We start from the raw sequence: 23505 nt of genomic DNA, 5'->3' as shown, positions 1-23505 counted from the left end.
CAAGCCTTGCACCGCCCATAAGGACGCCTTCGCTGGCAAGCCGGCTCCTACAGTTGATTGTGGCGCATGCAAGGCCGATGGACGACAACGCATTGCAGGAGCCGGCTTGCCGGCGATGAGGCCTGCAAGCCTTGCACCGCCCATAAAGACGCCATCGCCGGCAAGCCAGGCTCCTACAGGGTTGTGTCGTATACAAGATCAGTGGACGACGACACATTGTAGGAGCTGGCTTGCCGGCGATGAGGCCTGCAAGCCTTGCACCGCCCATAAGGACGCCATCGCTGGCAAGCCAGGCTACAAATCCCGGAGATGTGCATTGCCAGAAACGGCGCTTCTATATAGAAGAGAGCAGGGTGCCTAGAGCACCCCGGCTTCCCGCAGCCCCGCCACCGCCTCCGGAGTCAGGTTCAGTACCCGCTGCAACACCTCCAGCGTGTGTTCACCCAATAGAGGAGGGGCATTGCGATATTCCACCGGCGTCTCGGAAAGCCGGATAGGGCTCGCCACCTGCGGCACCCGCCCGGCCAGCGCATGAGGTAGCTCGATGGCCAGCCCGCGCGCCTGTACCTGGGGATCGGCAAATACCTGCGACAGGTCATTGATCGGCCCACACGGCACACCGGCCTGCTCCAGTTGTACCACCCACTCGGCCGTCGTCTTGAATACCGTGGCCTGGCGAATCAGCGGGATCAACACCGCCCGATTGGCCACCCGCAGCTTGTTGGTGGCGAAGCGAGGATCGTCCGCCCACTGCGGCTGGCCCGCCACCTCGGCGAACTTGCGGAACTGCCCGTCATTGCCCACCGTCAGGATGAAGTCGCCATCGGCGGTAGGGAAGTCCTGGTACGGCACGATATTCGGATGGGCATTGCCCAGGCGCTTGGGCGCCACCCCGGTGGTCAGGTAGTTCATCGCCTGGTTGGCCAGACAGGCCACCTGCACATCCAGCAGGGCCATGTCGATATGCTGCCCACCGCCGTCGTGATCCCGATGGGCCAGGGCTGCCAGGATCGCCACGGTCGAGTACAGGCCGGTAAGGATATCGGTCAGGGCCACGCCCACTTTCACCGGACCAGCACCTTCATCGCCTTCAGGCCTGCCCGTCAGGCTCATCAGCCCGCCCAGGCCCTGGATCATGAAGTCATAACCGGCACGCTTGGCATAGGGCCCGGTCTGGCCGAACCCGGTGATCGAGCAATAGATCAGGTTCGGGTTGAGCGCCTTGAGCGACGGATAGTCCAGGCCATAGGCCGCCAGCCCGCCGACCTTGAAGTTCTCGATCAGGATATCGGACTTCATCGCCAGCTCGCGCACCAGGCGCTGGCCCTCGGGCTGGGTGAAATCGATAGTGACCGATTGCTTGTTACGATTGGCCGAGAGGTAGTAAGCCGCTTCGGTAGTGTTCTCGCCATAGGCGTCCTTAAGGAAGGGCGGCCCCCAGGCACGGGTGTCGTCACCGTTACCCGGGCGCTCGACCTTGATCACCTCGGCCCCCAGGTCCGCCAGGATCTGCCCGGACCACGGCCCGGCCAATACCCGCGACAAATCCAATACCCGCAGATGCGAAAGCGCGCCCATGAGCCGAGCTCCTGTCAGTAGAACGCCTGAAGGCCGGTTTGTGCGCGCCCGAGAATCAGCGCATGCACGTCGTGAGTGCCTTCATAGGTATTCACCACCTCCAGGTTCACCAGGTGACGAGCGACCCCGAACTCGTCGGAAATACCGTTGCCGCCGAGCATGTCCCGCGCCATGCGGGCGATGTCCAGGGACTTGCCGCAGGAGTTGCGCTTCATGATCGAAGTGATTTCCACCGCCGCCGTGCCTTCATCCTTCATCCGTCCCAAGCGCAGGCAGCCCTGGAGGGCGAGGGTGATTTCGGTCTGCATGTCGGCCAGCTTCTTCTGGATCAGTTGGGTGGCAGCCAGTGGACGACCGAACTGCTGGCGATCCAGGGTGTACTGGCGAGCGGTGTGCCAGCAGAACTCGGCCGCGCCCAGCGCGCCCCAGGAGATACCGTAGCGGGCAGAGTTGAGACAGGTGAACGGACCTTTCAGGCCACGGACATCCGGGAAGATGTTCTCTTCCGGGACAAAGACGTTGTCCATGACGATCTCGCCGGTGATCGAGGCGCGCAGGCCGACCTTGCCGTGAATCGCCGGAGCGCTCAGGCCTTTCCAACCCTTCTCCAGCACAAAGCCACGGATATCACCGGCATCGTCCTTGCCCCAGACCACGAACACATCGGCGATCGGGCTGTTGGTGATCCACATCTTGCTGCCGGTCAGGCTGTAGCCGCCTTCGACCTTGCGCGCTCGGGTGATCATCGCCCCCGGATCGGAACCGTGGTTCGGCTCGGTCAGGCCGAAGCAGCCGATCCATTCACCGGAGGCCAGCTTCGGCAGGTACTTCTGCTTCTGCGCCTCGGTGCCGAACTCATTGATCGGCACCATCACCAGGGAAGACTGCACACTCATCATCGAGCGGTAGCCCGAGTCGACGCGCTCCACTTCACGGGCGATCAGGCCGTAGCTGACATAGTTGAGGCCGCTGCCGCCGTACTCGACCGCAATGGTCGCACCCAGCAAGCCGACCTCACCCATTTCGCGAAAGATCGCCGGGTCGGTCTTTTCATGCCGGAAGGCTTCGAGAACCCGTGGCGCCAGCTTGTCCTGGGCGAACTGCTGGGCGGTGTCGCGAATCATCCGCTCCTCTTCGGTGAGCTGTTGATCCAGCAGCAGGGGATCGATCCAGTTGAAGCTAGCTTTACCGCCCATGAGAGAGTCCTCGCGAAGTAGGTCAAATATCGTGGATTGATCCTAGGCGCCACCCGAGGATCCGGCAAACGAGGATTTTGCATGCTGTTGTGCTAATTTCTCACTCCGAAACACTATTGAAAGCCTTTTCGCATCACCTTTAGTGAGGTTGCCGTACATGCGCAGGAAGATCCCCAGCACCGCCGCGCTGATCAGCTTCGAAGCCGCCGCCCGCCACGAGAGCTTTACCAAGGCCGCGGCGGAGCTTTCCCTCACCCAGGGAGCGATTTGCCGACAGATCGCCAGCCTGGAGGAATTCCTCAGTGTCGAACTCTTCCGACGGTCAAGACGCGGCGTGAAGCTGACCGAGGCAGGGCTGTCCTATAGCCGCCGTGTCGCCACGCAACTGGATGCGGTCGAGCGCGATACGCTGTCCGTCATGGGCCAACAGGGCGCCAATGTGATCGAACTGGCAGTGGTACCGACATTCGGCACCCAATGGCTGCTGCCACGGCTCAAGGATTTTCAGCAACAGCACCCGGAAGTCACGGTCAACCTGACCAACCGTACCCGGCCATTCCTGTTTGCCGATACCGACTTCGACGCCGCCATCTACTTCGGCGATGCCGACTGGTCGGGTACCGAGTCCCACCGCCTGATGGGCGAGAACCCGATGCCGGTGTGCAGCCCGGCCATGCTTGGCAACCGCCAGAGCCTGAACGCGACGCAGATCGCCGAACTGCCCCTGCTGCAGCAGACCACGCGCCCTTATGCCTGGCGCCAGTGGTTCAACGCCCAGGAGCTGAATATCCCCCGCGACATGACAGGTCCGCGCTACGAGCTATTCTCCATGCTGGCACAGGCGGCCATGCACGAAATGGGGATCGCGCTGATTCCGCCGTTCCTGATTCAGCGTGAACTGACCGAGAAACGCCTGGTGATCGCCAACTCCGATGCGCTCTCCAGCATCAAGGCGTATTACCTGATGATTCCCGACCGAAAGGTCGAATCGGCGTCTTTACGGGCTTTTCGTGACTGGTTGGTAAGCCAGGCCCAGAGCTATAACCTGCTTGGCTGAAGGGTTTCAGCTATAACTTGACTTCGTAGTCAGTATATTTAAAACCCTACAGATATAACAATATGTCGCTTTAAAGCAGACTGTACCGACGCCCGTCAACCTTGCACGAAAGTGCCTGATATCAAGGCCTACAGCCAATTTCACCGGCGATATCGACTTATTCACCTCGCCGATTCGAAATTTCTCCATTTCCAGCCAGAATCCTTGTGAGGCCTCTATTCTGTGGGCCCGCGGCTGGTCCGTGCGACATTCAGTCACAGGGTGACTTGTAGTTAATATTACGTCACCTTTCAGAATATCTTGAAGGGGGCAGTTTTCGCCTGCAAAATGCCGCGCCCCGCCTCGAAACCGGCGGGATCGTGCTGATCGGCCGCTCCAGTCGCACCATCCGCAGTGCGCTGGCCTTCTTATAAAAAAGATCACGCAGGAGATTTGACGTGCACATTGGTGTTCCTCTCGAAACCCAGACGGGTGAAACGCGGGTTGCTGCTACCCCGGAAACCATCAAGAAGCTGATCGGCCAGGGCCACAAGGTCACTGTACAAAGCGGCGCAGGCATCAGTGCCAGCGTTGTCGACAGTGCCTATGAGGCGGTAGGCGCAACCATTGGCAGCGCCAACGATGCCTTCGGCGCCGAACTGATCCTCAAGGTGGTCGCCCCCAATGACAGCGAACTGACGCTGATCAAGAGCGGCACCGTGCTGGTAGGCATGCTCAATCCGTTCAGCAATGAAACCATCACCAGGCTGGCCGCCCAGGGCATTACCGCCTTTGCCCTGGAAGCCGCGCCACGCACCTCCCGCGCGCAGAGCCTCGATGTGCTCTCGTCCCAGGCCAACATTGCCGGCTACAAGGCCGTGCTGCTGGCCGCCCATCACTACCCGCGCTTCATGCCGATGCTGATGACCGCGGCGGGTACCGTGAAGGCCGCCCGCGTGCTGATCCTCGGTGCCGGCGTGGCCGGACTGCAAGCCATCGCCACCGCCAAGCGCCTCGGTGCGGTGATCGAGGCCTCGGACGTGCGTCCGGCAGTGAAGGAACAGATCGAATCCCTCGGGGCGAAGTTCGTCGACGTGCCCTACGAGACCGACGAGGAGCGCGAATGCGCGGTCGGTGTCGGCGGTTACGCACGGCCGATGCCGGCCAGCTGGATGCAGCGCCAGGCCCAGGCCGTGCACGAGCGCGCCAGGCAGGCCGATATCGTCATTACCACCGCCCTGATTCCCGGACGCAAGGCGCCGGTGCTGCTGAGCGCCGAGACCGTCGCGCAGATGAAGCCCGGTTCGGTGGTCATCGATCTGGCCGCGGCCCAGGGCGGCAACTGCCCGCTGACCGTGGCCGACCGGGTGGTGGTCGAGCATGGCGTGACCATCTGCGGCCCGACCAACCTCGCCGGTGAAGTCGCGGCAGACGCTTCGGCGTTGTACGCCCGCAACCTGCTGGACTTCCTGAAGCTGGTCTTCAACAAGGAAGGCCAGTTCGAAGTGAACCTCGAAGACGACATCGTCGCCGCGTGCCTGATGTGCCGCGACGGCCAAGTCATCCGTAAAAACGCCTAAGCAGGGATTCAGAAGATGGAAGAGCTTATCTCCCCCGGTATCTACAACCTGATCATCTTCGTGCTGGCGATCTATGTCGGTTACCACGTGGTCTGGAACGTGACACCCGCGCTGCATACACCCCTGATGGCCGTGACCAACGCCATCTCGGCGATCGTGATCGTCGGCGCCATGCTCGCGGCCGCGCTGACCGTGACCCCGCTGGGCAAGACCATGGGCACCCTGGCCGTGGCCCTGGCGGCGGTCAACGTGTTCGGTGGCTTCCTGGTGACGCGCCGCATGCTTGAGATGTTCAAGAAAAAAGCCCCGAAAGCCGTAAAAGAAGAGGCGCCATCGTCATGAGCATGAATCTCGTAACGACGCTCTACCTGATCGCGTCGATCTGCTTTATCCAGGCGCTCAAGGGCCTGTCGCACCCGACCACGTCGCGGCGCGGCAACCTGTTCGGCATGCTCGGCATGGCCCTGGCGATCATTACCACCATCGGCCTCATCTACAAGCTGGGAGCCGAGCTGGCCGCAGCCAGTATCGGCTACGTCATCGTCGGCCTGCTGATCGGCGGCACCGCCGGCTCGATCATGGCCAAGCGCGTCGAGATGACCAAGATGCCGGAGCTGGTGGCGTTCATGCACAGTATGATCGGCCTGGCCGCGGTCTTCATCGCCATCGCGGCGGTGGTCGAGCCGCAATCCCTGGGCATCGTCAAGCAACTGGGCGACTCGATTCCGGCGGGCAACCGCCTGGAGCTGTTCCTCGGCGCGGCGATCGGAGCAATCACCTTCTCCGGTTCGGTGATCGCCTTCGGCAAGCTGTCGGGCAAGTACAAGTTCCGCCTGTTCCAGGGCGCACCGGTACAGTTCGGCGGACAACACAAGCTGAACCTGCTGCTGGGCCTGGCAACCCTGGGCCTCGGCGTGACCTTCATGCTCACCGGCAACCTCGGCGCCTTTGCCCTGATGCTGGCCCTGGCCTTTGTACTGGGCGTGCTGATCATCATCCCCATCGGCGGCGCGGACATGCCGGTGGTGGTGTCGATGCTCAACAGCTATTCCGGCTGGGCAGCGGCGGGGATCGGCTTCTCGCTGAACAACTCGATGCTGATCATCGCCGGCTCGCTGGTGGGTTCAAGCGGTGCGATCCTCTCGTACATCATGTGCAAGGCGATGAACCGCTCGTTCTTCAACGTACTGCTCGGCGGCTTCGGCAACACCGCGGATGCCGCCGGCCCGGCCGGTTCGAAAGAGGCGCGGCCGGTGAAATCCGGCTCGGCCGACGACGCGACTTTCCTGCTGACCAACGCCGACACGGTGATCATCGTGCCCGGCTATGGCCTGGCGGTGGCGCGTGCCCAGCACGCGCTGAAGGAACTGACCGAGAAGCTGACCCACCGTGGCGTCACCGTGAAGTACGCGATCCACCCGGTGGCCGGGCGCATGCCGGGGCACATGAACGTGCTGCTGGCCGAGGCCGAAGTGCCGTACGATCAGGTGTTCGAGATGGAAGACATCAACTCCGAGTTCGGCCAGGCCGATGTGGTGCTGGTGCTCGGCGCCAACGACGTGGTCAACCCGGCGGCCAAGAACGATCCGAAGTCGCCGATTGCCGGCATGCCGATTCTCGAAGCCTTCAAGGCCAAGACCATCATCGTCAACAAGCGCTCCATGGCCAGCGGCTACGCCGGCCTGGACAACGAACTGTTCTACCTCGACAAGACCATGATGGTCTTCGGCGATGCGAAGAAAGTGATCGAGGACATGGTCAAGGCCGTCGAGTAAAACCTTGCCGTAGCGCAATACCAAAAACCCCATCCTTTAGTAGGGTGGGGTTTTTCTTTGCCCGCGAAAAACCGACCAAAGGCTCTGAATCGGGGCTTGGCATTCGACCTTGGTCGGGCGGCGAAACCTTTTGAAATCTCTAGACTGCGCATCTTGCCTCCGTTGCCCGAGAAAAACTCCATGTACCGTGATCGTATTCGCTTGCCTTCTCTTTCCAGCAAGGTGATGAGCGCGGCTGACGCTGCCGCCCTGATCCAGGACGGCATGACCGTCGGCATGAGCGGCTTCACCCGCGCCGGCGAGGCCAAGGCCGTCCCCCACGCACTGGCCGAGCGCGCCAAGCTGTCACCGCTGAAGATCACCCTGATGACCGGCGCCAGCCTGGGCAACGACCTCGACAAGCAGCTCACCGAAGCCGGCGTCCTGTCGCGGCGCATGCCATTCCAGGTCGACAGCACCCTGCGCAAGGCGATCAACGCTGGCGAGGTGATGTTTATCGACCAGCACCTGTCGGAAACCGTCGAGCAACTACGCAACAAACAGCTCAAGCTGCCGGACCTGGCGGTCATCGAAGCCGTGGCGATCACCGAGCAGGGGCATATCGTGCCGACCACCTCGGTGGGCAACTCGGCCAGCTTCGCGATCTTCGCCAAGCAGGTGATCGTCGAGATCAACCTGGCGCACAATCCGAATCTGGAAGGCCTGCACGACATCTATATCCCCAGCTACCGCCCGACCCGTACGCCGATTCCACTGGTGAAGGTCGACGATCGCATCGGCAGCACGGCGATCCCGATCGACCCGGCCAAGATCGTCGCCATCGTGATCACCAACCAGCCCGACTCACCGTCCACCGTGACCCCGCCGGACGCCGATACCCAGGCCATCGCCGACCACCTGATCGCCTTCCTCAAGGAAGAAGTGGCCGACGGGCGCATGACCAACAAGCTCGGCCCGCTGCAGGCCGGCATCGGCAATATCGCCAACGCGGTGATGTGCGGCCTGATCGACTCGCCGTTCGAAGACCTGACCATGTACTCCGAGGTGCTGCAGGACTCGACCTTCGACCTGATCGACGCGGGCAAGCTGTCCTTCGCCTCCGGCAGCTCGATCACCTTGTCGAGCCGGCGCAACAGCGATGTGTTCGGCAACCTGGAACACTATAAAGAGAAGCTGGTGCTGCGCCCGCAGGAAATCTCCAACCATCCGGAAGTGGTGCGCCGCCTGGGCATCATCGGCATCAACACCGCCCTGGAGTTCGACCTGTACGGCAACGTCAACTCCACCCACGTCTGCGGCACGCGGATGATGAACGGCATCGGCGGTTCCGGGGACTTCGCGCGCAACGCGCACCTGGCGATCTTCGTCACCAAGTCGATTGCCAAGGGCGGAGCGATCTCCAGCGTGGTGCCGATGGTCAGCCATGTGGACCACACCGAGCACGACGTCGACATCCTTGTCACCGAGATCGGCCTGGCCGACCTGCGCGGCCTGGCACCACGGGAGCGGGCGCGGGTGGTGATCGACAACTGTGTGCATCCGATGTACCGCGAGGCGCTCAACGACTACTTCGAACGCGCCTGCGCCCTGGGCGGCCACACGCCGCATATCCTGCGCGATGCACTGAGCTGGCACATCAACCTGGAGGAAACCGGGAAAATGCTGGCGGACTGATTGATACAGTTTCCCGCTGATGCAAACACAGTTTCGTCAGCGGGCGAACCTTTCGCAGACATCTGAAAAAAACTGTACTGCTGTACTGGTCATTTCCCCCGAAAAATCTCCTTCCCTTTGCCTTCATCGCACACAAATGCACCATTAACGTGCGGACAGGTACAGTTGCCTCAATTATGGGCAGTACAGCCCCTATAAACAGTTAACTGGTCCCTCACAATACAGGTGAACTGTATCTAGAGAGACTAGGCAAAGAGGAGGATCATTGGCATCAGTTAAACCACTACCTAATCCCGCCATAAGCGGAAGGATGTCAATCATGGAACGTACACTCAGTTCCGACCTGTTCTACGAAAACACCGCTACCAACGCTCAAGCAGCCCTGCCTCTGCGCGTTCTCGCTAACCTGATGCTGTGGCAGCGCCGTATCGCCAGCCGCCATCAACTGGCTCGTCTGGATGCTCGCCTGCTGGCCGATGCCGGTATCAGCGAAGCACAACGCTACGAAGAGTTGAGCAAGCCGTTCTGGCGCTAAGCAGCGCTCGCTGGCCCTGACCCACCGGGTCCACCGCCAGCACCCGAATTGAAAAAACAGAGCCCGTCGCGGGAAACCGCGACGGGCTCTGTCGTTTTCATCCGGGAATTTCCGGATGGAGACCATCAGAACCCATGACCTGTACAGTTTTAAATTATCCAAAATAAAACAGGTACAGTTTATGAAATCCGACGAAAAGGCTCTAGCCCGGTTATCAGGGCAACAGAACCGACTTTCCGCCCACAGGGAACTCCGCCTACTATCACGGTCATAGGTAGCCCGCAGCGCGGAATGTGCGTCTGAGGTTCATCGCTCATCGCGTTCGAGTGGCCGTTGTTGCCTTGTGCCACTGTTCCTATCCATGTCCAGGAGATCCATCATGTCCCGTCTTCGCCTGCTCAGCGCTGCCGCCCTGTTGTGCGTTGCCGCCACGGCCAATGCCAGCAGCTTCATCGTCACCACCGACTCCCTGGTCGGCGCCCTCAAGGCCACCTCCGACGCGACGTCCGATGCCACTTCGTCGTTGCGTGACAACAAGATCGTACGCGCCGCACAGGACGACGCCGCCAGCTTCGTCGCCAGTGACGGCCAGATCCGCAGCGTGAAGCTGGAAAGCGCGTTCGACACGATCCGTCGCCAGGCACCACAGCTGCAAGCCAGCGATGCGCAACTGGCCCAGGCGATCCTGGCGATCTGAACCTTGCCTTGTAGGAGCCGCGTTGATTGATCCGTTGCACAATCATTGGCGCGCTGGCTCTGGCCAGCGCATTCCGCTAGCCTTGACGCTCGTTCATTCAGCCCTCGAGACCCATGCGTTCACTCTCCTTATTGCTCATAGCACTCTGCTGGATCACTCAGGCCCACGCATTCGACCTGACCACACAAGGCGTCGTCATCAGCGGTTATGCCACCAGCCAGGTGACCACCGCGCCCTTCGACCATAAACTGATACTGGCGGCCCAGGATGATGCCGCGGCCTTTGTCGCCAGCGACGGCCAATTGCGCGGCGCGCGACTGGAGTCGGCCCTGGCCTGGCTGCGCCAGGCCCAGCCAAAACTTCATGCCAGCGACCTTGAACTGGCCGAGGCAATTCTCGTCCAATAGTCACTTCTGTATCCCGGAGACACTTCATGCGTACCCCCCTGATCGCCGCTACCCTCGGCCTGTTGTTGCTGGCCGACGTGGCTTCGGCGCATACCCTGGTGGCCACCAGTAACATCATCGTGCGGGCCTCGGGCCGTACCATCGACTTCACCTCGGACACCACCACCTCGATCCGCGACTCGAAAGTGGTTCGCGAAGCCCACGACGATGCCGCCAGCTTTGTCGCCAGCCACGGCGAGATCCGCGGCGCGCAACTGGAAGCCGCCTTCAATGCCCTGCGTACCCAGGTGCCGGAAGCCCGCGACGCCAGCGACCAGACCCTCGCCGAAGCTATCCTCGCCCTGTGAGGGCACCTGCCGGCTGGCTGCTGGCCTGCGCGCTGTTGCTCAGTGGCAACGCGGCACAGGCCGGCCTGCAACTGCGGCTCAAGACCGACGGCCTGAGCCCGGCCGAGCAGCGTGCCAGCCAGGTCCTGCTCGATGAAGCCATGGCGCACCTGCCGCCACGCTTTATCGAACAGTTGGACCGGCGCATTGATGTCGGCTGGTCGACCGATATGCCGGCCAATGCCTACGGGCAGGCGACCCTGGTCGCGGAACTGGACCTCAACCGCAACCTGCTCTCCGGCCTGGTGGACGGTTCGGCGGCCAGCAAGAAGACCAACCGCCCCCACGGCACCGTGCGCGAGGAAATGCTCGCCACCGTGCTCCATGAGCTGACCCATATCTATGACCGCGCCCGCTTGTGGCCCGATGCCGAACGTACGCTGATCCAGCGCTGCAGCCGCCAGAGCGGCAACACCGGCCTGGTCGGCCTGCCCGATCAGTGCCGGGGCCAGACCAACCGGCGCTTTACCCTCAGCGACGATCCGCGCCTGCTGGACCTGGCCGGCTGGCAGCAATCGGTCGGCACCCGCGGCCAGCGTGAGCAGCACAACAAGCAGGTCGCGCGCAGCCCGGATATCTACGAGACCACCAATCCCAAGGAATTCGTCGCGGTCAACATGGAGTACTTTCTCCTCGACCCGGCCTACGCCTGCCGCCGTCCGGCGCTGTACCGCTATTACCAGGAACGCTTCGGCTGGGCGCCACCGGCGAAAGACACCTGCGACAAGGCCTTCCCGTTCCTGAATGCCGGCAACGATTTCGGCAAGACGCCGCTGGGCCGGATCGATCCCGAGCGGGTCTATGAGGTCGACTACCTGTTGGCCGAGGCCAACCAGAACTGGGTCAGCCGCTGGGGCCACAGCATGTTGCGCCTGGTGATCTGCGCCCCCGGCCGCCCACGCGGGCCGGACTGCCGGCTGGACCTCGACCAGCACCTGGTGCTGTCCTACCGCGCCTTCGTCAACGATGTGCAGCTCTCGACCTGGGGCGGCCTGACCGGCGCCTATCCATCGCGGTTGTTCGTCCTGCCGCTGGCCCAGGTCATCGACGAATACACCAAGACCGAACTGCGCAGCCTGGCCTCGGTGCCACTGAAACTGTCACGCCGCGAGATCGAGGAAGTGGTCGAACACGCCGCCGAGATGCACTGGAGCTACGACGGCAACTACTACTTCGTGACCAACAACTGCGCGGTCGAGACCCTCAAGCTGTTGCGCAGCGGCACCGACAATGCCGAGCTCAAGGGCCTGGACAGCATCATGCCCAACGGCCTGCTGGAAGTGCTCAAGGGTCGCGGCCTGGCCGACACCAGCGTGCTCGACGACCCGCGCGAAGCCCTGCGCCTGGGCTATCGCTTCGACTCCTACCGGGATCGCTACCAGGCGATGTTCGAAGTACTGAAGAAGCATCTGCCGATCAAGCAGGAAACCGTCGAGGATTGGTTGTCGCTGTCCCCCGAAGAACGCCGCCCGTGGTTCGCCCAGGCCGACCTGCGCACCAGTGCCGCCCTGCTGCTGCTGGAACAGGCGGGGTATCGCCGGCAACTGCTGCTGGCCCAGGACGAGGTCAAGCAGAAGTACCTGGGCGGACGCGATATCAAGGACGGCGGCATGGACCAGGCCAACCGCACCTTGCAGGCGATCCTCGCCAACAGCGGCTTCCTCAGTCGCCCGGCGGAACTGCTCGGCAGCGGCGGCTACGGCTTGCCGCAACCGGGCGAATGGCAGCGCCTGGAAGCCGAGAGCAGCCAGCGCCAGCAGCAACTGCAACGGCTTACCGGCGATCTGGACAAGGAAGTCCGAAAGCTCCTCGACCCCGCTCGCGAGGCCGAGATCGAAGCCAGCGAGGCCAACCTGAAGCTGGTCGGCGAGCACCTGCGCAGCCTGCACAAGGCGGCGGGCGGGCTGGAGCTGCCCTGATCCGCCGCGGCACGACCTTCCGTCCGACTTTCAACAACGAAAGCTGGCTGAAAGCTTCCCCCATTAGCATCGCCTCACCGCCGGCACCAGACCGGTCGGCCGTGGCGCGTCCTGAAGACGCTCGACGGCCCAATCAACAACAACAATGGTGATACCGATGTCCGCTACGACCCGCCTGCTCGCTGCAACTCCGCCCGTGCCTCTCGCGCTGACCGCCCTGCGCTGACCCTCAGTCGCTTCGCCTTTCCCTAGCCGCGTTACGCCCGGAGTATCCCCATGCTGACTTTCCTTGGCTTTGCCATGGTCATTACCTTCATGTACCTGATCATGACCAAGCGCCTGTCCGCGCTGATCGCCCTGATCATCGTGCCGATCATCTTCGCCCTGTTCGGCGGCTTCGCCCCCAGCATCGGCAAGATGATGATCGAAGGCATCACCAAGCTCGCGCCGACCGGCGTGATGCTGATGTTCGCCATTCTCTATTTCGCCCTGATGATCGACTCCGGCCTGTTCGATCCGGCCGTGCGCAAGATCCTCAAGCTGGTCAAGGGTGACCCGCTGAAAGTCTCGGTGGGCACCGCGGTGCTGGCCCTGGTGGTGTCCCTCGACGGTGACGGCGCGACCACCTACATGATCTGCGTTGCCGCCATGCTGCCGCTGTACAGCCGCATCGGCATGAGCCCGCGGATCATGGCCGGACTGATCATTCTTGCCGGCGGGGTGATGAACATGACCCCATGGGGCGGCCCGACCGCCCGTGCCGCCAGTGCGCTGCACGTCGATCCGTCGGATATCTTCGTGCCGATGATCCCGGCCATGTGCGCCGGGGTCGTGGCGATCCTGCTGATCGCCTACTTCTACGGCAAGCGTGAGCGCGCCCGCCTTGGTGAGCTGCATGTGCTCGGCGACGATATCGACCACAGCGAAATCAGCGTCTCGCAATTCCCCGATGCCCGTCGGCCGAAACTGCTCTGGTTCAACGGCGCCCTGACCCTGGGCCTGATGTGCGCGCTGATCGCCGGGCTGTTGCCTCTGCCGGTACTGTTCATGGTCGCGTTCAGCATCGCGATGATCGTCAACTATCCGTGCCTGCAACAGCAGAAGGACCGGATCGCGGCCCACGCCGGCAGCGTGCTGGCGGTGGTCGGGTTGATCTTCGCCGCCGGCATCTTCACCGGTATCCTGTCCGGCACCGGCATGGTCGATGCCATGTCCAAGAGCCTGCTGGCGGTGATTCCACCGGCACTGGGCCCTTACCTGGCGGTGATCACCGCGCTGGCCAGCATGCCGTTCACCTTCTTCATGTCCAACGATGCGTTCTACTACGGCGTGCTGCCGGTGCTGGCCGAAGCCGCCAGCCACTACGGCATCACCGCCGTGGAAATGGCACGTGCCTCGATCGTCGGCCAACCCGTCCACCTGTTGAGTCCGCTGGTACCATCGACCTACCTGCTGGTCGCCCTGGCCGGTATCGAATTTGGCGATCACCAACGGTTTACCCTGAAATGGGCAGTGCTGGTGTGCTTGTGCATACTAGTGGGAGCACTACTGCTGGGGACGTTCCCGTTTTTCGGCAGTCTATAAAGACAACGATTCACCGCCCCCCGGCCACCGGACTGCGCACAGCGGAGGTCGGTGCCGGGGTGGCCCAACACTCGCGCAAAGGAATACACATGGAATGGCTGACCAACCCGGAAATCTGGGTTGCCTTCTTCACCCTGACCGCCCTGGAGATTGTCCTGGGCATCGACAACATCATCATGATCTCGATCCTGGTCAGCCGCATGCCCAAGCACATGCAGCAGCGCACCCGGATCTTCGGCCTGGCCCTGGCGATGGTCACGCGGATCCTCCTGCTGCTGTCGATCACCTGGGTCATGCGCCTGACCGCCGACCTGTTCGTGGTCTTCGGCCAGGGCATTTCCGGCCGTGACCTGATCCTGTTCTTCGGTGGTCTGTTCCTGCTGTGGAAAAGCTCCCAGGAGATCTACCACGGCCTGGAAGGCGAGGAAGAAGAAGTCGGCGACGGTCCGAAAGGCAAGGGCGGCAACTTCCTCTACACCATCATCCAGATCGCGATCATCGACATCGTGTTCTCGCTGGACTCGGTGATCACCGCCGTCGGCATGGTTTCCCATGTGCCGGTGATGGTCGCGGCCATCGTGGTGGCGGTGCTGGTGATGATGCTGGCCTCCAAGTCCATCGGCGACTTCATCGACAAGCATCCGTCGCTGAAGATGCTCGCCCTGTCGTTCCTGATCGTGGTCGGTACCGTGCTGATCGCCGAAGCCTTCGAAGTGCATGTACCAAAAGGCTACGTCTACTTCGCCATGGCGTTCTCCCTGGCCGTGGAAGCGATCAATATCAAGATGCGCACCGCGATGCAGAAAAAGAAACAGCAGCAGGATCCGGTGAAACTGCGCAAGGATGTTCCGGGTCAATAAACCCGAAGCGCCGGCAAAAACAGGAAAGGGGGCTTCATGCCCCCTTTTTTGCGTCCGCAGGAAGCTGATTTTGTGACAGTTTTGTTTCAAAGCAGGCTTTAGCTATGCGATGCTGGCGCTTGGCCCGATAGCCGACTAAAGCTTAAGGACAAGTCGTAGAAAGGCGCGCGGTATATCTACATTGGCCCTTTTAGGGCATCGGCATTCCAGGGGGCCCTCCATGCTGACCCTGCTCAATCTGCTTTCCGCCGTGACCCTGCTGATCTGGGGCACGCACATCGTCCGGACCGGTATCCTGCGGGTCTACGGCTCCAATCTGCGCCATGTGATCGGCCAGAACATGTCCCGGCGTCCGCTGGCCTTTGTCGCCGGTATCCTGGTGACGGCCATGGTCCAGAGCAGCAACGCCACGGCGATGCTGGTGACCTCCTTTGTCGGCCAGGGCCTGATGGCACTGACCCCGGCCCTGGCAACCATGCTCGGCGCCGACGTCGGTACCGCGCTGATGGCCCGGGTCCTGACCTTCGACCTGTCCTGGCTGTCGCCGCTGCTGATCTTCCTCGGGGTGATCTTCTTTCTCTCGCGCAAACAGACCCGCGCCGGACAACTCGGCCGCGTGGGCATCGGCCTCGGGCTGATCATCCTCGCCCTGCAACTGATCGTCGAAGCCGCCGCGCCGATCACCCATGCCCAGGGTGTGAAGGTGGTGTTCGCCTCGCTGACCGGCGACATCCTGCTCGACGCCCTGGTCGGCGCGCTGTTCGCCATGATCTCCTACTCCAGCCTGGCCGCCGTGCTGCTCACCGCGACGCTGGCGGGGGCAGGGGTGATCAGCCTGCCGGTCGCCATCGGCCTGGTGATCGGCGCGAATATCGGCAGCGGCGTGCTGGCGTTTCTCGGCACCAGCATGCAGAACGCCGCCGGTCGCCAGGTCGCCCTCGGCAGCCTGCTGTACAAGCTGATCGGCCTGCTGCTGATCATCCCGGTGCTGACTCCGCTGGTGCACTGGATCGACAGCCTGGACTTCAGCCCCCAGGAAATGGTCATCGGCTTCCACCTGCTCTACAACACCGTGCGCTGCCTGTTGCTGCTGCCCAGTGTCGGGCCCATGGCGCGGCTGTGCGCCTGGCTGCTGCCGGAACGGCCGGAAGCCAACGGCAAGGTCAAGCCACGCCACCTCGACCCGGCGGCCCTCGATACGCCGAGCCTGGCGCTGTCCAGTGCCGTGCGCGAGACCCTGCGCATTGGCGACCTGATCGACAACATGCTCGACGCCATGCTGGATGTACTGCGGGGCAAACAGACCGCCGTCGCCATCGAGATGCGCCGCCTGAGCGATGACGTCGAAGTGCTCTACAGCGCGGTCAAGCTCTACCTGGCGCAAATGCCCCGGGAAGACCTCGGCGAGCAGGACAGCCGGCGCTGGGCGGAAATCATCGAACTGGCGATCAACCTGAAACTGGCCGCCGACGTGATCGAGCGCATGCTGCGCAAGGTCCAGCAGCAGAAGACCGCACAACGCCGCTCGTTCTCGGAAGTCGGCCTGGAAGAGCTGGCCGGCCTGCACAGCCAGTTGATCGACAACCTGCGCCTGGGCCTCTCGGTGTTTCTCAGCGCCGACCGCGAAAGCGCCCGCCAGTTACTGCGGGAAAAACGCCGCTTCCGCGCCCAGGAGCGGCGCCTCGCCCATGCCCATGTCAGCCGCCTGCAACGCAAGATCGTCCAGAGCATCGAGACCAGTTCCCTGCATCTGGAGTTGATTGCCGACATGAAGCGCCTGAATTCGTTATTCTGCAGCAGCGCCTATGTGGTCCTGGAAACCTCCGAGACCGGCGCGCTGGCCTCGGAAGAAACAGCCGATATCACCCACTCGCCTTGAACGTCCACGGTTTGACCGTTGTCTGTGCGTAGGAACCTGTCCTCGGAAAATGGTTATGCGTTGCCTGCTGTTCGTGTGCCTGCTACTCGCCTTTGCCCCTGCCCATGCCCTTGATCGCTTCCAGGTCGAGGGTTATCAGTTGCCCAACGGCCTGCAACTGCTGCTCAAGCCGGGCAACGAGCGCGGGCACGTGGCGATACGGCTGGTGGTGGGTGTCGGCTTCGACGACTTCGCCTGTGCCGACAAGGAACTGCCGCACCTGCTCGAACACCTGCTGTTCAGCGGTATCGACGGCAGCGGCGAGGGCGGCCTGGAAGAACGCATGCAGGCCCTCGGTGGCGAGTGGAATGCCTATACCAGCGACGCCGATACCACCTTCGTGATCGAGGCACCGGCCAACAACCAGCGCAAGATTCTCGACCTGCTGCTGGCCGTCCTCACCCAGACCCGCTTCAGCGATGCCGATATCGCCGCCGCCAAGCAGGTAGTCGAACGCGAGGACGGCGGGCACTACTCGCACCTGCAGCGCTGGCTGGATATTCAGGACAGCGGACACCGCAGCAGCGACCAACTGGCCGTGGAGTTGGGTCTCAAATGTCCCGGGCGGGCAGGGGTAGAGCACCTGACACGCGCGCAACTGGAGGCGGTGCGCAAGAACTGGTACGCGCCGAACAACATGACCCTGATCATGGTCGGCGAGCTCGATCGCCTGCTGCCGGCCTATCTGGACCGGGCCTTTGGCGCACTGGCGCCGATCGAACCCAACGACCACCTGCCGCTCCCGCAGATCCTCCACCATGGCGCCGCGCAGCGCGACCTGACCCATGGCTGGGTCGGCAACGGCGCCAAGATCCACTGGCTGTTTCCCGAGCCGGTGCTGGAAGATCAACCCGACGAGGCCGTCGACCTGCTCAAGGACTACCTCGACTGGGCGCTCTACCGTCAGTTGCGACTGGCCCACAGCCTGTCCTATGGCCCATGGAGCGAACGCGAAGTGCTCGGCGGCGTCGGCTTCTTCAGCCTGAATGCCGATGTCGAACGGGATAACCTCGACCAGGCGAAAAAGGTGCTGGCCGAACTGAAAGCGCAACTGCTCAAGGACGGCCTCGACCCGGCGACCTTCGCCCGCCTGCAACAGGCCGCCATTGCCCGCCAGGCCTGGGCGGTGCAAGGCAACAGCGCACTGGCCGACTACTACTGGGGCGCCCTGGGAGACTACGAAGACGGCCATTTCAGCAACCCGGCCAAGGCCCTGCAGGCCGTCACGCTCAAGGATGCCAACCAGGTCCTGCAGAAACTCTTCGAGCAGCCGGGCTACCTGCGGATCGAAAAACCGCTGTTCAGCTATGACCAGTTGCTCTGGCTCGGCGCGGGGTTGCCGGGGCTGATCGTGCTCGGCCTGCTGGGCTGGCGCGCCTACCGCCGCCGCTAGCCTCCCTACCGGGGATCGTCCCTGTGGCGAGCGGGCTTGCCCGCGCTCGGCTGCGAAGCAGTCGTGAAACCAGAGATCGCGTTCTGCCTGATCCATCTCGATGGCTGGCTTTGGGGTCGCTTCGCGACCCAGCGCGGGCAAGCCCGCTCGCCACAAGGGGAGTTGCACCAGAAGCCATCAAGCAAGCCGGCTCCCATCAGCACCGCTAAAACGGTATTGTGTCGGGGTATTTCTTCCGCCAGTCCTGTGAACACCACCGAATGCCGAAATTGACCCTTTTGATCCAGCGCCTCCTCGAACTGATGAAGCGTTATCCGGGGGTTATTGCGGCCTTTGGCTTCTGCTCGGGGATCGCCAGTTTCATCCTCGTCGACCGCCAGCAGAGCAAGGCCAGCCTGATCGCCATCGTACTGTTACTGAGCTGGCTCTGGCTGATGCTGGAAAACGCCCTGACCCAACTGTTCAGCCGGCTGTTCAAGCGCGAGATCCCGGAACCGCTGCTGCGCTACGCGACGCAGTTGATCCACCAGGAAAGCCTGTTCTTCGTCCTGCCGTTCTTTTTCATCACCACCACCTGGAACAGCGGCCAGCTGGTGTTTACCAGCCTGCTCGGCGCGGCGGCACTGGTGTCGATCACCGACCCGCTGTACTACAAGTGGCTGGCGCCGAAACGCTGGCTGCTGCTCGGCCTGCATACCCTGACGCTGTTCGCCGCCTTGCTCACCGCACTGCCGATCATCCTGCACCTGACCACCGCCGAGAGCTACAAGCTGGCCCTGGGCACCGCCATGTTGCTGTCGATCCCCAGCCTGGCGGTCAGCCTGCCACTGCGCAGCGTACGCGGCTGGCTGATGCTGGTCAGCGTGACCCTGGCCATCGGCGGCTCGGGCTGGCTGCTGCGCTCCTGGGTACCGCCGGCGACCCTGTGGATGACCGAAGTCGCGGTGACCACGCAATTGCAGGATCGTACCCCCGGCGACAGCCTGAAACAGGTCAGCGCCAGCCAGGTACGCAATGCCGGGCTCTATGCCTACACTTCGATCAACGCGCCGCGCGGGCTGGACGAGCGGATCTACCATGTCTGGGAGTTCAACGGGCAGGAAGTCGACCGCATCGCCCTGGATATCCACGGTGGCCGCAAGGAGGGCTACCGTGCCTGGACCCACAAGCAGAATTTCCCGGCCGATCCGAGCGGACGCTGGCTGGTGCGGGTGCTCACCGAAGACGGACAGATGCTCGGCGTATTGCGTTTCGAGATCACCGACCAGGAACCGCCGGCAAACACAGCACAAGGGTCCTAGTGGTTCGCCGACCGCTCGTGCTATTAAAGTGCTTTGCGTAAACGCCTATCCAGCACGGAGCTCATGATCATCAGCGCGATGGCCGGCAATGCCCAACTGGACACCTCGAGCACGCCCGTACGCCTGCGGATCAGCGGCGACTGGACGCTGGCCCACTACACCGCGCTGAAAAAACGCACCGCCGGACTGATCGGCAACTATGACGCCGCCGCGGCCGTCGACCTCGACCAACTGGGCGCCCTCGACACCGCCGGCGCCTCGCTGCTGGTGGAACTGCTGGGTGCCGAACGCCTCGGGCAACTGGCCGACCATGCCGAACACCTGTCCGCCGCCGACCGCGCGCTGCTGCAAACCGTCTACTGCTCGCTGGCCGACTTCTGCGAACCGATCAAGGAACCGGAACAGGCGGCCGGCATGCAGTTGCTCGAAAGGATCGGCCGCGCCGTCGACCAGGTGTGGAACGACACCCTGCAACTGCTGGGTTTCGTCGGCCTGATCCTCGAAACACTTGCCCGCAACCTGTTCCGGCCTTCGCGCTGGCGAATCACACCGATGGTCGCCCACATCGAGCAGACCGGCCTCGACGCCGCGCCCATCGTGGCGCTGCTGACCTTCCTGGTGGGGGCCGTGGTGGCGTTTCTTGGCGCGACGGTACTGGCAAGCTTCGGCGCCAGTATCTTCACCGTGGATCTGGTGGCGTTCTCCTTCCTGCGCGAATTCGGCGTGCTGCTGACCGCGATCCTGATGGCCGGGCGCACCGCCAGCGCCTTTACCGCGCAGATCGGCTCGATGAAGGCCAACGAGGAAATCGACGCCATTCGCACCCTCGGCCTTGATCCCGTGGAGTTGCTGGTGCTGCCACGGGTCCTGGCGCTGCTGATCGCACTGCCGATGCTGACCTTTCTCGCCATGCTCTGCGGGATCGTCGGCGGCGGCGTGGTCTGCGCACTGTCGCTGGGTATCTCGCCGGCAATGTTCCTGTCGCTGCTGCAGGCCGATATCGGCGCCCAGCACTTCCTCGTCGGCCTGGTGAAGGCACCGTTCTTTGCCTTTCTGATCGCCGCCGTCGGCTGCCTGGAGGGTTTCAAGGTCAGCGGCAGCGCCGAATCGGTGGGGGCGCACACCACGTCCAGCGTGGTCCAGTCGATCTTTATCGTGATCGTGCTGGATGCCATCGCCGCCCTGTTCTTCATGGAGATGGGCTGGTGAGCCGCATGGCGCGACCGCCCAGCGAGGCGGTGATCCAGGTCCGTGGCCTGTGCAATCGCTTCGGCAGCCAGAGCGTGCACGAAAACCTCGACCTGGACCTGTACAAGGGCGAAATCCTCGCCGTGGTCGGCGGTTCCGGCAGCGGCAAGTCGGTGCTGATGCGCAGCATCATCGGCCTGCGCCGGCCCAGCGAAGGCGAGGTGCGGGTGTTCGGCCAGGACCTGCCGAGCCTCTCGGAACAGGCCCGCTCGCAGGTCGAACGGCGCTTTGGCGTGCTGTTCCAGAAGGGCGCGCTGTTTTCCTCGCTGACCGTCACCGAGAACGTCGCCCTGCCGCTGATCGAACACGCCGGACTGAGCCGTGCCGACGCCGAACACCTGGCCTGCGTGAAACTGGCACTGGCCGGACTGCCGCTGTCCGCCGCCAATAAATACCCGGCTTCGCTGTCCGGCGGCATGATCAAGCGCGCCGCCCTGGCCCGGGCCCTGGCGCTGGACCCGGACATCCTGTTTCTCGACGAACCCACCGCCGGCCTCGATCCCATCGGCGCCGCCGCCTTCGACCAACTGATCCTGACTCTGCGCGATGCCCTGGGCCTGAGCGTGTTCCTGGTCACCCATGACCTCGACACCCTCTACACCATCACCGACCGGGTGGCGGTACTGGCGCAGAAACGCGTGCTGGTAGCGGACGCCATCGAGCGGGTCGCCGAAACCGACGATCCGTGGATTCACGAATACTTCCATGGCCCCCGTGGCCGCGCCGCATTCGAAGCGGCGACACCGCTCAAGGAGGGATGAGATGGAAACCCGTGCCCATCATGTGATGATCGGCCTGTTCAGCGTACTGGTGGTGCTCGGCGCCCTGTTCTTCGGCCTGTGGCTGGCCAAATCCAGTGTCGACACGGCATTCAAGGACTACGAAGTGGTCTTCAACGAGGCGGTCAGCGGCCTGTCCAAGGGCAGCCCGGTGCAATACAGCGGGATCAAGGTCGGCGACGTGCTGCAACTGAGCCTCGATCCGAAGGACCCGCGCCGGGTCATCGCGCGCATCCGCCTGCTCGGCGACACGCCGATCAAGGAAGACACCCGGGCCAAGCTGGCCCTGACCGGCATTACCGGCACTTCGCTGATCCAGCTCAGCGGCGGTACTCCGCAAAGCGCGGAACTCAAGGGCAAGGACGGCAACCTGCCGGAGATCATCGCCACGCCATCGCCCATCTCCCGTCTGCTGAACGACAGCAACGACTTGATGAGCGGCATCAACCTGCTGCTGCACAATGCCAATGAGCTGTTCTCCCGGGAGAACGTCGAGCACGTCAGCAAGACCCTCGACAACCTCCAGCAGACCACCGGTGCCATCGCCGGCCAACGCGACGACATCCGCCAGACCCTGCAACAGATGACCCAGGTCAGCAAGCAGGTGAGTGCCACCCTGGAGCAGACCTCGCGACTGATGCGCAACGCCAACAACCTGCTCGACAAGCAGGGCACCCAGGCCCTGGGCAGCGCCGAGCGGGCCATGCAATCGCTGGAACAGAGCAGCGCAACCATCAACAAACTGCTGGCGAACAACCAGGATTCGGTCAACAGCGGCTTGCAGGGCCTCAATGAACTGGCCCCGGCGATCCGCGAGCTGCGTGACACCCTGAGTACCCTGCGGGCCATTTCGCAACGTTTGAACGCCAACCCCAGCGGCTATCTGCTCGGCCGTGACAAGAACAAGGAATTCACCCCATGAGGCTTGCCCGTCGCGCCCTGAGCCAACTGACCCTGATCACCGGCCTGGCCCTGGGCAGCGCCTGCTCGATCCTGCCCCAGGCGGAACCGGCGGATGTCTACCGACTGCCGACGGCGCAAAACAGCATCCCGGCGCCCAACAGCCTGCCGGTCGGCTGGTCGTTGCGGATCGCCAAGCCCCTCGCCAGCGATGCGCTGAACAACCCGAATATCGCCGTGGTGCCCCAGGGCGACCTGATCAGCCACTACAAGGCATCGCGCTGGAGCGATCCGGCGCCGGTGCTGCTGCGCAACCGGATTCTCGACGCCTTCCAGCGCGACGGCCGGGTGCGCCTGCTGAGCACCGACGACAGCAACCTGCAGGCGGATTTCGAACTGGGTGGAGAGTTGCAGGCGTTCCAGACCGAGTACCGCGGACAGGACGCCGAGGTGGTGATCCGCCTCGATGCGCGGCTGGTGCGCGGCAGTGACCAGCGGATTCTCGCCAGCCGGCGCTTTGAAGTGCGCCAGCCGATCAGTGACAAACAGGTGCCCGGCGTGGTGGCGGGCTTCGGCCAGGCCGGCGACAAACTGACCGGGCAGGTGATCGGTTGGGCAGTACAACAAGGCGAGGGCTCGACGAAACGCTGAGGGCCTCATCGCCGGCAAGCCGGCTCCCACAGTTCGGTGTTTCACCGCCGCCTATCGCCAAGCCCGGAACCCTGTAGGAGCCGGCTTG

21 protein-coding genes are annotated in these 23505 nt (G+C 63.1%); 19 read left to right on the top strand and 2 right to left on the bottom strand.

Features of this window, described 5'->3' with window-relative positions:
• Positions 1 to 357: 357 nt before the first annotated feature.
• Positions 358 to 1578: a CaiB/BaiF CoA transferase family protein gene (locus HX851_RS05305; protein ID WP_177062140.1), complete on the bottom strand. Its 1221-nt coding sequence runs from the start codon at positions 1576 to 1578 to the stop codon at positions 358 to 360.
• A 14-nt stretch (positions 1579 to 1592) separates the two neighbouring features.
• Complete coding sequence (locus HX851_RS05300) at positions 1593 to 2774, bottom strand: acyl-CoA dehydrogenase (RefSeq protein ID WP_177065227.1); 1182 nt, start codon at positions 2772 to 2774, stop codon at positions 1593 to 1595.
• A gap of 157 nt (positions 2775 to 2931) precedes the next feature.
• Between HX851_RS05300 and HX851_RS05295 the strand changes: the two genes are divergently transcribed.
• The 19 genes from HX851_RS05295 to HX851_RS05205 all read left to right on the top strand — a co-directional run bounded on the left by HX851_RS05295 (position 2932) and on the right by HX851_RS05205 (position 23417).
• Complete coding sequence (locus tag HX851_RS05295; RefSeq protein ID WP_177065225.1) at positions 2932 to 3831, top strand: LysR family transcriptional regulator; 900 nt, start codon at positions 2932 to 2934, stop codon at positions 3829 to 3831.
• Between the two features lie 437 nt (positions 3832 to 4268).
• Entirely contained in the window at positions 4269 to 5390 is a 1122-nt protein-coding gene (locus HX851_RS05290; protein WP_177062134.1) for a Re/Si-specific NAD(P)(+) transhydrogenase subunit alpha, read from the top strand.
• 15 nt (positions 5391 to 5405) lie between these two features.
• Complete coding sequence (locus tag HX851_RS05285) at positions 5406 to 5732, top strand: NAD(P) transhydrogenase subunit alpha part 2 (protein WP_177062132.1); 327 nt, start codon at positions 5406 to 5408, stop codon at positions 5730 to 5732.
• Positions 5729 to 7165, top strand: coding sequence for an NAD(P)(+) transhydrogenase (Re/Si-specific) subunit beta (locus HX851_RS05280; protein WP_177065223.1), 1437 nt, complete (start codon positions 5729 to 5731; stop codon positions 7163 to 7165). The genes HX851_RS05285 and HX851_RS05280 overlap by 4 nt, the downstream gene beginning before the upstream one ends.
• Positions 7166 to 7345: 180 nt before the next feature.
• On the top strand, positions 7346 to 8839 hold the full coding sequence (gene scpC / locus HX851_RS05275) for a succinyl-CoA:acetate CoA-transferase ScpC (RefSeq protein ID WP_177062128.1): 1494 nt from the start codon (positions 7346 to 7348) through the stop codon (positions 8837 to 8839).
• Positions 8840 to 9158: 319 nt separating this feature from the next.
• Positions 9159 to 9374 carry a DUF1127 domain-containing protein gene (locus tag HX851_RS05270; RefSeq protein WP_017129175.1) on the top strand — a complete coding sequence of 72 codons (216 nt, stop codon included), beginning with the start codon at positions 9159 to 9161 and terminating at the stop codon, positions 9372 to 9374.
• 379 nt (positions 9375 to 9753) lie between these two features.
• The gene (locus tag HX851_RS05265) at positions 9754 to 10071 is read left to right on the top strand and encodes a DUF2388 domain-containing protein (protein ID WP_177062126.1); all 318 of its coding nucleotides are present in this window, start codon (positions 9754 to 9756) and stop codon (positions 10069 to 10071) included.
• 113 nt (positions 10072 to 10184) lie between these two features.
• Complete coding sequence (locus HX851_RS05260; protein ID WP_177062125.1) at positions 10185 to 10478, top strand: DUF2388 domain-containing protein; 294 nt, start codon at positions 10185 to 10187, stop codon at positions 10476 to 10478.
• A 26-nt stretch (positions 10479 to 10504) separates the two neighbouring features.
• Entirely contained in the window at positions 10505 to 10825 is a 321-nt protein-coding gene (locus tag HX851_RS05255) for a DUF2388 domain-containing protein (protein WP_017129178.1), read from the top strand.
• A complete protein-coding gene (locus HX851_RS05250) occupies positions 10822 to 12783 on the top strand; it encodes a DUF7844 domain-containing protein (protein WP_177065221.1) in 1962 nt (653 codons plus the stop codon). Before HX851_RS05255 ends, HX851_RS05250 begins: the two co-directional genes overlap by 4 nt.
• Positions 12784 to 13059: 276 nt before the next feature.
• The gene (locus HX851_RS05245) at positions 13060 to 14367 is read left to right on the top strand and encodes a CitMHS family transporter (protein ID WP_017129180.1); all 1308 of its coding nucleotides are present in this window, start codon (positions 13060 to 13062) and stop codon (positions 14365 to 14367) included.
• A gap of 89 nt (positions 14368 to 14456) precedes the next feature.
• Positions 14457 to 15227: a TerC family protein gene (locus tag HX851_RS05240; protein WP_177062121.1), complete on the top strand. Its 771-nt coding sequence runs from the start codon at positions 14457 to 14459 to the stop codon at positions 15225 to 15227.
• Positions 15228 to 15447: 220 nt separating this feature from the next.
• Positions 15448 to 17106 (top strand): Na/Pi cotransporter family protein, encoded by a 1659-nt coding sequence (locus HX851_RS05235; protein WP_177062119.1) that lies wholly within the window; start codon positions 15448 to 15450, stop codon positions 17104 to 17106.
• A 55-nt stretch (positions 17107 to 17161) separates the two neighbouring features.
• Positions 17162 to 18538, top strand: coding sequence for a M16 family metallopeptidase (locus HX851_RS05230; protein WP_177062118.1), 1377 nt, complete (start codon positions 17162 to 17164; stop codon positions 18536 to 18538).
• Between the two features lie 260 nt (positions 18539 to 18798).
• On the top strand, positions 18799 to 19839 hold the full coding sequence (locus HX851_RS05225) for a DUF5924 family protein (RefSeq protein WP_177062116.1): 1041 nt from the start codon (positions 18799 to 18801) through the stop codon (positions 19837 to 19839).
• A gap of 63 nt (positions 19840 to 19902) precedes the next feature.
• On the top strand, positions 19903 to 21048 hold the full coding sequence (locus tag HX851_RS05220; RefSeq protein ID WP_177065219.1) for an ABC transporter permease: 1146 nt from the start codon (positions 19903 to 19905) through the stop codon (positions 21046 to 21048).
• Between the two features lie 5 nt (positions 21049 to 21053).
• The gene (locus tag HX851_RS05215; protein WP_177062112.1) at positions 21054 to 21848 is read left to right on the top strand and encodes an ABC transporter ATP-binding protein; all 795 of its coding nucleotides are present in this window, start codon (positions 21054 to 21056) and stop codon (positions 21846 to 21848) included.
• A gap of 1 nt (position 21849) precedes the next feature.
• The gene (locus HX851_RS05210; RefSeq protein ID WP_177062110.1) at positions 21850 to 22788 is read left to right on the top strand and encodes an MlaD family protein; all 939 of its coding nucleotides are present in this window, start codon (positions 21850 to 21852) and stop codon (positions 22786 to 22788) included.
• Complete coding sequence (locus HX851_RS05205; RefSeq protein WP_177062108.1) at positions 22785 to 23417, top strand: ABC-type transport auxiliary lipoprotein family protein; 633 nt, start codon at positions 22785 to 22787, stop codon at positions 23415 to 23417. The genes HX851_RS05210 and HX851_RS05205 overlap by 4 nt, the downstream gene beginning before the upstream one ends.
• Positions 23418 to 23505 lie beyond the last annotated feature (88 nt).

Origin of the sequence: Pseudomonas gingeri (assembly GCF_013385635.1) — a bacterium.
Classification (GTDB): domain Bacteria; phylum Pseudomonadota; class Gammaproteobacteria; order Pseudomonadales; family Pseudomonadaceae; genus Aquipseudomonas; species Aquipseudomonas gingeri_A.
Note: the sequence above shows the minus strand (reverse complement) of the source record. Positions and strands in the feature narration are given on the sequence as shown.

Excerpts from the sequence above, each read along its gene's own strand:
- HX851_RS05265 (WP_177062126.1), top strand. The coding sequence starts at position 9,754 with ATGTCCCGTCTTCGCCTGCTCAGCGCTGCCGCCCTGTTGTGCGTTGCC.
- HX851_RS05255 (WP_017129178.1), top strand. The coding sequence starts at position 10,505 with ATGCGTACCCCCCTGATCGCCGCTACCCTCGGCCTGTTGTTGCTGGCC.
- HX851_RS05215 (WP_177062112.1), top strand. The coding sequence starts at position 21,054 with ATGGCGCGACCGCCCAGCGAGGCGGTGATCCAGGTCCGTGGCCTGTGC.
- HX851_RS05220 (WP_177065219.1), top strand. The coding sequence starts at position 19,903 with ATGATCATCAGCGCGATGGCCGGCAATGCCCAACTGGACACCTCGAGC.
- HX851_RS05260 (WP_177062125.1), top strand. The coding sequence starts at position 10,185 with ATGCGTTCACTCTCCTTATTGCTCATAGCACTCTGCTGGATCACTCAG.
- HX851_RS05305 (WP_177062140.1), bottom strand. The coding sequence starts at position 1,578 with ATGGGCGCGCTTTCGCATCTGCGGGTATTGGATTTGTCGCGGGTATTG.
- HX851_RS05240 (WP_177062121.1), top strand. The coding sequence starts at position 14,457 with ATGGAATGGCTGACCAACCCGGAAATCTGGGTTGCCTTCTTCACCCTG.
- HX851_RS05225 (WP_177062116.1), top strand. The coding sequence starts at position 18,799 with ATGCCGAAATTGACCCTTTTGATCCAGCGCCTCCTCGAACTGATGAAG.
- HX851_RS05270 (WP_017129175.1), top strand. The coding sequence starts at position 9,159 with ATGGAACGTACACTCAGTTCCGACCTGTTCTACGAAAACACCGCTACC.
- HX851_RS05245 (WP_017129180.1), top strand. The coding sequence starts at position 13,060 with ATGCTGACTTTCCTTGGCTTTGCCATGGTCATTACCTTCATGTACCTG.
- HX851_RS05285 (WP_177062132.1), top strand. The coding sequence starts at position 5,406 with ATGGAAGAGCTTATCTCCCCCGGTATCTACAACCTGATCATCTTCGTG.
- HX851_RS05300 (WP_177065227.1), bottom strand. The coding sequence starts at position 2,774 with ATGGGCGGTAAAGCTAGCTTCAACTGGATCGATCCCCTGCTGCTGGAT.
- HX851_RS05230 (WP_177062118.1), top strand. The coding sequence starts at position 17,162 with ATGCGTTGCCTGCTGTTCGTGTGCCTGCTACTCGCCTTTGCCCCTGCC.
- HX851_RS05280 (WP_177065223.1), top strand. The coding sequence starts at position 5,729 with ATGAGCATGAATCTCGTAACGACGCTCTACCTGATCGCGTCGATCTGC.
- HX851_RS05235 (WP_177062119.1), top strand. The coding sequence starts at position 15,448 with ATGCTGACCCTGCTCAATCTGCTTTCCGCCGTGACCCTGCTGATCTGG.
- scpC (WP_177062128.1), top strand. The coding sequence starts at position 7,346 with ATGTACCGTGATCGTATTCGCTTGCCTTCTCTTTCCAGCAAGGTGATG.
- HX851_RS05205 (WP_177062108.1), top strand. The coding sequence starts at position 22,785 with ATGAGGCTTGCCCGTCGCGCCCTGAGCCAACTGACCCTGATCACCGGC.
- HX851_RS05210 (WP_177062110.1), top strand. The coding sequence starts at position 21,850 with ATGGAAACCCGTGCCCATCATGTGATGATCGGCCTGTTCAGCGTACTG.
- HX851_RS05295 (WP_177065225.1), top strand. The coding sequence starts at position 2,932 with ATGCGCAGGAAGATCCCCAGCACCGCCGCGCTGATCAGCTTCGAAGCC.